Source organism: Sporosarcina sp. USHLN248 (genome assembly GCF_037144575.1).
In the GTDB taxonomy this organism is placed as follows: Bacteria; Bacillota; Bacilli; order Bacillales_A; family Planococcaceae; genus Sporosarcina; species Sporosarcina contaminans.
This window is the reverse complement of sequence record NZ_JBBCZC010000044.1, coordinates 21,470-28,296: the sequence shown is the minus strand read 5'-3', so window position 1 is coordinate 28,296 and position 6,827 is coordinate 21,470. Positions and strand designations below refer to the sequence as shown.

Annotated in this window: 4 protein-coding genes; all 4 read left to right on the top strand. The window is 40.7% G+C overall.

What is annotated here, in order from left to right; genetic code table 11:
• Positions 1 to 505: 505 nt before the first annotated feature.
• The 4 genes from WFH04_RS15325 (at position 506) to WFH04_RS15310 (ending at position 6,452) form a co-directional block, all read left to right on the top strand.
• Complete coding sequence (locus WFH04_RS15325; protein ID WP_336824927.1) at positions 506 to 1,432, top strand: AEC family transporter; 927 nt, start codon at positions 506 to 508, stop codon at positions 1,430 to 1,432.
• A gap of 260 nt (positions 1,433 to 1,692) precedes the next feature.
• On the top strand, positions 1,693 to 2,931 hold the full coding sequence (locus WFH04_RS15320; RefSeq protein WP_336824926.1) for a helix-turn-helix domain-containing protein: 1,239 nt from the start codon (positions 1,693 to 1,695) through the stop codon (positions 2,929 to 2,931).
• Between the two features lie 475 nt (positions 2,932 to 3,406).
• Positions 3,407 to 3,757, top strand: coding sequence for a hypothetical protein (locus WFH04_RS15315; RefSeq protein WP_336824925.1), 351 nt, complete (start codon positions 3,407 to 3,409; stop codon positions 3,755 to 3,757).
• Positions 3,758 to 3,893: 136 nt separating this feature from the next.
• Positions 3,894 to 6,452: an ABC transporter permease subunit gene (locus WFH04_RS15310; protein WP_336824924.1), complete on the top strand. Its 2,559-nt coding sequence runs from the start codon at positions 3,894 to 3,896 to the stop codon at positions 6,450 to 6,452.
• Positions 6,453 to 6,827: the final 375 nt, after the last annotated feature.

Sequence of the window (6,827 nt, the reverse complement as noted above, 5' to 3'; positions counted from 1 at the left end):
TTGGGTAAAGGATCTTCTTGTTCTTTTTTCGGTCATTGTAGTCTCCTCATTTCTATTAGTTGTATTCTACAAGACCTTAATTTTTCTGTCCATCTAAGTGTAGCCTATCCAGGTGTCACAGTTCCATCTCGCGGCTGAGGAATATGGCTATTAAACAGCCGTAAAGAAAATAGAAATTAAACAAAGCGAAGATACACCGACGAACTACAATTTCACCGCTACTGTTGAGTATGAAAAGGGCGGAGAATAAAAGCTTGAAGAGAAGTCAAAGGAATTGCGATTGTCCGTCCAGAAGGGATTGCAGAAATAACGTACCAAGGTGACAAGGAATTTTTAACAAAGCTATTGAAGAATGAATAAGAGCATAATAGACGGCGCGATGTGGTCGTACAATGAATCGTTGTGCAAAACATCTTGCCGTTTTTTGTGGTAACGATGATGATTTTTTCCTGTATACTCGAGTAGAAGGGTTGGAATATGAACCTATCAACAGGGGGAGGTCACTATGTTTATAGGAACAATATTTTTTAATGTCATCATACCAATATTAATTCTGATTATGATCGGAGCAGTATTGCAAAGAAAGTTTTCATTTAATTTACGGGCGATTTCGAATTTGATTACATATTGTCTTATGCCAGCTGCTGTTTTTATCAATCTTTATGAGACAGAAATTGACGTCCAAGTCCTTTTGGAAATCATCGGATATTTAATTGTCTTCAGCCTATTATTAATTGCTGTAACCATTTTATTGGGAAAGCTGCTCAAGTTAGACAAAGGGGAATCAGCAATCTTTAAAAACAGCATTTCGCTTATCAATTCAGGGAACTACGGCATCCCGGTGAGTCAACTGCTGTTTCAGGCAAATCCTTTAGGCATATCCATCCAAATTATAGTGATGGTATTCCAAAATATTTTAACGTATACATATGGGTTATATAATTTAATTTCCGCGACGAAGTCGGGACTGGAAATATTGAAATCTCTGTTAAAAATGCCGATTATACATGCTATGCTGCTCGGCGGCTTGTTGAATTGGCTGCATGTACCGATTCCAGGTCCAATCTATGCGCCAATAAGCCATCTTTCTGATGCTTTCTTGGCAATTGCACTCATTTTATTGGGCGCACAGCTCGCGCAAATAGAACTTCAAACGATTGTGAACCGAACGATTATTTTAAGTAGTGTCGGAAGGTTAATCATTGGTCCTGCCGTTTCGTTACTACTTATTTTCCTATTTGGGATCGATGGCGTTGTTGCTCAATCGTTGTTCATCGCAAGCTCCTTCCCGACATCAAGGAATAGTTCTACGCTAGCTTTGGAATATGATATATGCCCGGACTTGGCTGCGCAAACTGTTTTGTTTTCAACAATTCTAAGCGCAATTACGGTTACGTTTGTTGTCTACTTGTCTACAGTTTTATTTGTTTAAATGAATCATGATTATTGAAACGGTGATAGGTTAAACATATCACCGTTTTTCTATATCCAATTACAAAGAATGAGTGGGGTGAAAAGATGGCGTGTTCTGTTTTGACCTGCAATCCTTTTCAGCAGCTTGATTGGTCTTGGCGGAATTACGGAAATAATAGATAGGCATCATTCTATTTGTCATATATTACAAAGAATAACAGTTTATTAAATTTTTGAAAATGATAGAATAGAACAAAATGTATAAAGTGGGTGATACAAATGACTATCGGAACGATTATCAAAACAGAGCGCCTTCGGAAAAATATGAAGCAGGAAACTTTGGCGAAAGAAATATGTTCGATTTCTCACTTGAGCAGAATTGAAAACGGGAAAATCGATCCAAGCAAGGAGTTATTGCGGAAGCTTTCGGAGAGACTCGGTGTGCCGATAGTTGATGATGAAAGTAAAAACGTGGAAATAGAGCATCTGCAAGAACGTCTCGAAACAATCATTAATTTACGGGATCAAAAAGGCGCAGCACAGCTAATGGAAGAGTTAAATATGTTGTTGCTTAAAGTGCCCGTTGAAGTGGCGTTACGAATTGACTTGGAGTTGATGCTCATAAGAGCGCAATCAGTCCTGCATAAGCAAGAAGAAAATATACTACAAGCGTTAGCCAAGTTCACTGAAACTGACTTAACACCAATCCAAGCATTCCGCGTTCAACAAATTAAAGGAATGGCTAGTTATGGAGTGGGTGAATTGAAAGTGTGTCTGGACTGTTTTTCAGAAGCACTAAACTTAATGGGGATTCTTCCGCTCTCTAATTTTGAACGAGCCGATTTTTATTATGTTTTATCGATTGCATTAATGGCTGATGGGCAGAAATTTGAGGCATTAGAAAAAGCAAAGGAAGCATTGAATTTTTTTCAGTCAATAATGGTAGGCCGTAGAGTAGTGGAATGTTATCTGGTTAGTGGAGTTGCCTATAAACAGATCGGACAAATGGATCGTGCACTTGAAACGTTTCAGCTAGCTGAAAAGGTGAGTCGCCAGTTAGATTTGCAAACTTTCCTTGGAGTGATTTATCAAAATATAGGGGCTGTATATTCGGCTATCAACCATACGGACTTGGCCATATCGCATTTCCTGCAGGCAATTACGTGCAAAAAGCAACCGGAGCAGCAAGTTTATTCCATGCTTTCTCTTCTAAATGAGCATGCCAAATTAGGGAATCGGAAAGATATTCGTCATTGGCTTGAAGAAGGATATCGCATCCTCCCTAAATTGAGTGCACCAATGCGCAAAAGATTTGAAACTCAATTTGATGTGTATCAAGCATTATATGAAGAAAATGATGAACGGATTGAAGTGTCCCTTTTAACTGCAGTTCGCTATTTTCAGAAAAGGAAGGATAAGAACCAGACAAAGCACTACTCTAAGAGATTAGCGGAGTTCTATGCATCTAAGCGTAAGTACAAAAAAGCAGTTGAGTATTATCGACAGATAGTTGAGTGAGGGGGTGGTGTATTGGGTTACTGGTAATCGTGTTTGTCTTATCGAATCAAATTGATATCAAAGCAAGTAATGAGGGTAACGAAGAGCTGCCAAGAATGTCGGAAGAAATTGAAGGCTCTGTATAAGCGTAATATTTTTCTCTCTTATGCTTGGTTTACGCTTGCGTAAAATATGTTTTATGGATGCGAATTTGTTCGATAAGGTTAAATAAAATGAGGATGACTTAGCAATTTATTTTTTGCTTCATTAATGGTTTTTACTACTAATTTTAGTTTTCGGGGGAGTTTGTCTGAAATTTGCGCAACTCACTACTGAAAATAAGTATTAATCAATAGTTTAATTGTTTGATTTGTGCAAAAAATAGTTATGGACAAACATGGTGGAATATGGAATGATTAAATTATAAGAATTGTCCGCCGATATTCTTAAATATGCTACAAGGAGCGTAAAAATAAAAAGAATAGCATTCACGTTCATGGGTGGAACTACGGACAGATTAGTAAAGTTGGCGTTTCTTAGTTTGGTGATGGCAATTGCGATTTTTGCTCAAGGTAGTCAGGTATCGGCGGATGAAGGTGCGACAAACTTCCAACCGAATAGTGTCGAAGACTATCCACGATCGATTGCTCACGCAGTAGTTGATGTCGGTTTTGCTATGCCGTACAAATATTTTGAAACAAAATATTATGGAGTTACGTACCGGGGATATTTACAATTTGATTACTCCATTGAACCAGGACTCAACAGATACTCTGGTACACTATACCGATATGACCTCCCTTACCCAATACCTCCTACTAGGCAACTGATCGAGCAAATCGAGTAAGAATGTGCCCTTCCTTTAATATGCTTAGGGGAAGGGCTTTGCTATATTAATCTGTATGTTTTCAGAAACTGTACTGTCAGAACTGAACCTAATAATTGAGCAACGGCATGAACGCTGAAGTGAGGGGTGTAGCGTTATGGGTTTATTGAAATTTGAAATGAAGAAGATGTGGCGGCAAAAGAAGCTTGTTTGGTTGCTATTGGTCGTGTTATTAAGTATCGGGGGTATCTTTTTTCAGAACTTTTCCGAGCGGGAGTCCGTGAAAGAAAGAGCCTTGGAAACAATTCACCCGTACTCGGAGGAGGTTGACGCACGGTACCATTTTTATAAAGGACTCGAATACGAAGATAATTTAGATGAAGCGATGCGGAAGCAACAAGAGCACATTGTTGAATTAGGAACAATCTTCTTTCGTTGGAAAGGGGCCATCCAAAACGGGGGATGGAGTGAAATTCCAGCCATTGAACAAGATTTCGTGGAGGCTGTAGCGTTATTTGAACAGGCAGAAGGTGGATTTAGTTCGCTGTATGGGTTGGAACGGGAGAAATTCATACAGAAAAATAATTGGCTTCTTGGGCATGAGCTTCCATATGTGGATGAAGAATACCCCCTTTCACCGGCTCTTGTAGCAAAGGAAAGTTCAAACCTTCTATTAAGTGTTGGCGGAATTTCGCTTCTCGTCCTTTTCTTTGGAAATGTTGTGACGTCTGAAAAAGAACAGCAGACTTGGTTGATGCTGAAAACACAGCCGATTGCCAGGTGGAAGCGCATCTTGGCGAAGTATGCAGGGGTGCTCATTGTACTTATTGCTTTTCTATTGATGGTTTTATCTGTCGGACTATTGATCCCTTATGCATTCGGTGAGCAGGCATGGAACTTCACTTATCCGCAACTTATCCAATATGGAGAGGAATTCACATTTATTTCAACAAGTGTGTTTTTGGCTCGGATTTTTTTGTTGTTTTTCTGTGTGGGCGCATTGGTTTTCAGTTTCGTCATGCTGTTGAGTACGCATTTCAGAAGCACATTTGCCGTTTTGGTGTTGACGGGGTTTGTTGGTGCTGTAGGTTATTCGGCAACGTTGGTGAATGAAGGAATGCAGGCGTTTTGGAATCCTTTTCATTTACTGAGCATGACGACGATTGTCTCTGAAACGGTGGATGGCTCGTTATTTTGGCTATATCCACTAGCGGCGGTCTGTTGGAGTGCGCTTTTGTTAGTGGCGGCTATGGTGTTGCCTGAAGGGGAGAGGGGATTATTCGGCGCATCGGATATGAAGAAGCCCTTTGATAAGGGAAGGACTCAACAATTCCGGAAGGTTTGGAACAGCACCTTGTTTGAGTGGCGGAAGTTGAAGCGGCACGGGTTGTTGAGGCAGGCCGTTATTGTGGTGGTGCTTTTTGTCGTAATCGGTTTCTTTTTGCTTGGGCAGATTTCGCAGAAGAAAGAGGCTGAGTATATAAAGGCATTAGATGAAAAAATAGTGAGCTATAGAGATGTAGTAGTGCCAGAAGCGGAAACGTGGGTTGCATTATCTGAAGAGAAATTGAAAGAAGCCGAAGCTACAGGCGATGAGCTTACAATATTATTTTCCAAGGAGGATGTTAAGCGAGGAGAAGAAGTTCTGAATTTCTACCAAAACGTTCTATTGAATAATGAAATGGGCAAAAGATCTTACGAGCAGGGAAATTGGCAATCATTTTATGAATATCAACTTTTCAATAATATGGTGACGAGCGGGGAATTAGTCCCAGAAGGTATCCACTGGGAACTTGGGCCATACAGCTATGTCATATTCGAAGCGAGCAAAGCAGAGAAGGAATGGCTAATGAAACATGATGTCCAACCGATCATATCAGGTGATGAAATCCCGACGATTTATGAAATTTGGCCAGACAAGGAAAAGAAAAAGGCGCATGTTGAGCAAAATCGAAAGATCGATAACAGCGGACTGTTTTCACTTTATCTGTACTTTGATAACTATGTCTATTTCATTCCAATAGTGCCTTTGCTATTCGTGTTGGGTGCAGGATTTGCAGGTGAGAAAGGGAAGCGTCCTACGATTCAAACGCTGCAGACGCAGCCGGTTGCTATGCGGTCGGTTTTCTTTGGCAAAGTGACTACGGCGGTTTTAGTAGGGATTTCCGTGTTAGTTGGCATCTTTGCATTCGTCCTACTCGTCGGCACGCTGTTCAATCGCTTCGGTGACTGGTATTATCCGATCTTCCATTACAACAGCAAAAAGGTAGTGGAAGCTGAAGGCTACACGGGGATGAGGGCGTTTGAAGGCGGTTTTGATTTTATGCCGTTAGGTGAATATGTGCTGGGCGGAGTGGCGCTATCCATCTGCATCTTCCTGTTTTTGATTGCGATGGTACATGTAGCCGGGCTTTTCATGCCACGCGCATTTGTAGTATATAGCAGTGTCGCGTTAATCAGTGGAGTTGGGTATTTCTTGAGTGACGGACTAGGCGATTACGCGCAGTTTTCCCCGTTCACCTATTTGGATATCGGCCGAATCGTCAATGGGGAAGTATCGACAGTGCTGAATAATCCGGGTGTGTCGGTGTTGAATGGGTGTTTCGTGCTTCTAGGTGCGGCGGTTTTATTAGTTGGAGTTGGATATGGTGTGTTGATTTTGCGGTCTAGGGTTGGCACGAGAAAAGGGAATGAGGTGTTGGCGAAAACAATGTAAATGTATTGGGCCTCAATGGCTTTGATAGAAGCATCCAGAGCATCAAATAGCTTGCTAAAATCAATTTTGCCAATTAGTTTTTTTGCTTCAGTGAAGGTCTTTAATACTAATTTATGTTTTTTGGTAAATTCATCTAATACTTGCGCAACTCATAGATGAATCTGTATTAATCAATAACTTGATTCAGACTGTAGACAAAGTATCTTTTTACTTTGTCTACAGTCCTTTTAAGGTTTGTAGTCATGAGATAGGTGTTTGCCCAGCTTGACTTGAAAACGCTTGTCAGACAAGGCGCGAAGTCGAGCGAAGACCCGAATAGAACTTAGGTTCATGAGGGGACGAGCGAGACGAGCAACGCAGTATGCGAGCGTTTGT

What these genes read in the sequence shown, in the direction of transcription:
- WFH04_RS15320 (WP_336824926.1), top strand. Translation starts at nt 1,693, where the DNA reads ATGACTATCGGAACGATTATCAAAACAGAGCGCCTTCGGAAAAATATG.
- WFH04_RS15325 (WP_336824927.1), top strand. Translation starts at nt 506, where the DNA reads ATGTTTATAGGAACAATATTTTTTAATGTCATCATACCAATATTAATT.
- WFH04_RS15310 (WP_336824924.1), top strand. Translation starts at nt 3,894, where the DNA reads ATGGGTTTATTGAAATTTGAAATGAAGAAGATGTGGCGGCAAAAGAAG.
- WFH04_RS15315 (WP_336824925.1), top strand. Translation starts at nt 3,407, where the DNA reads ATGGGTGGAACTACGGACAGATTAGTAAAGTTGGCGTTTCTTAGTTTG.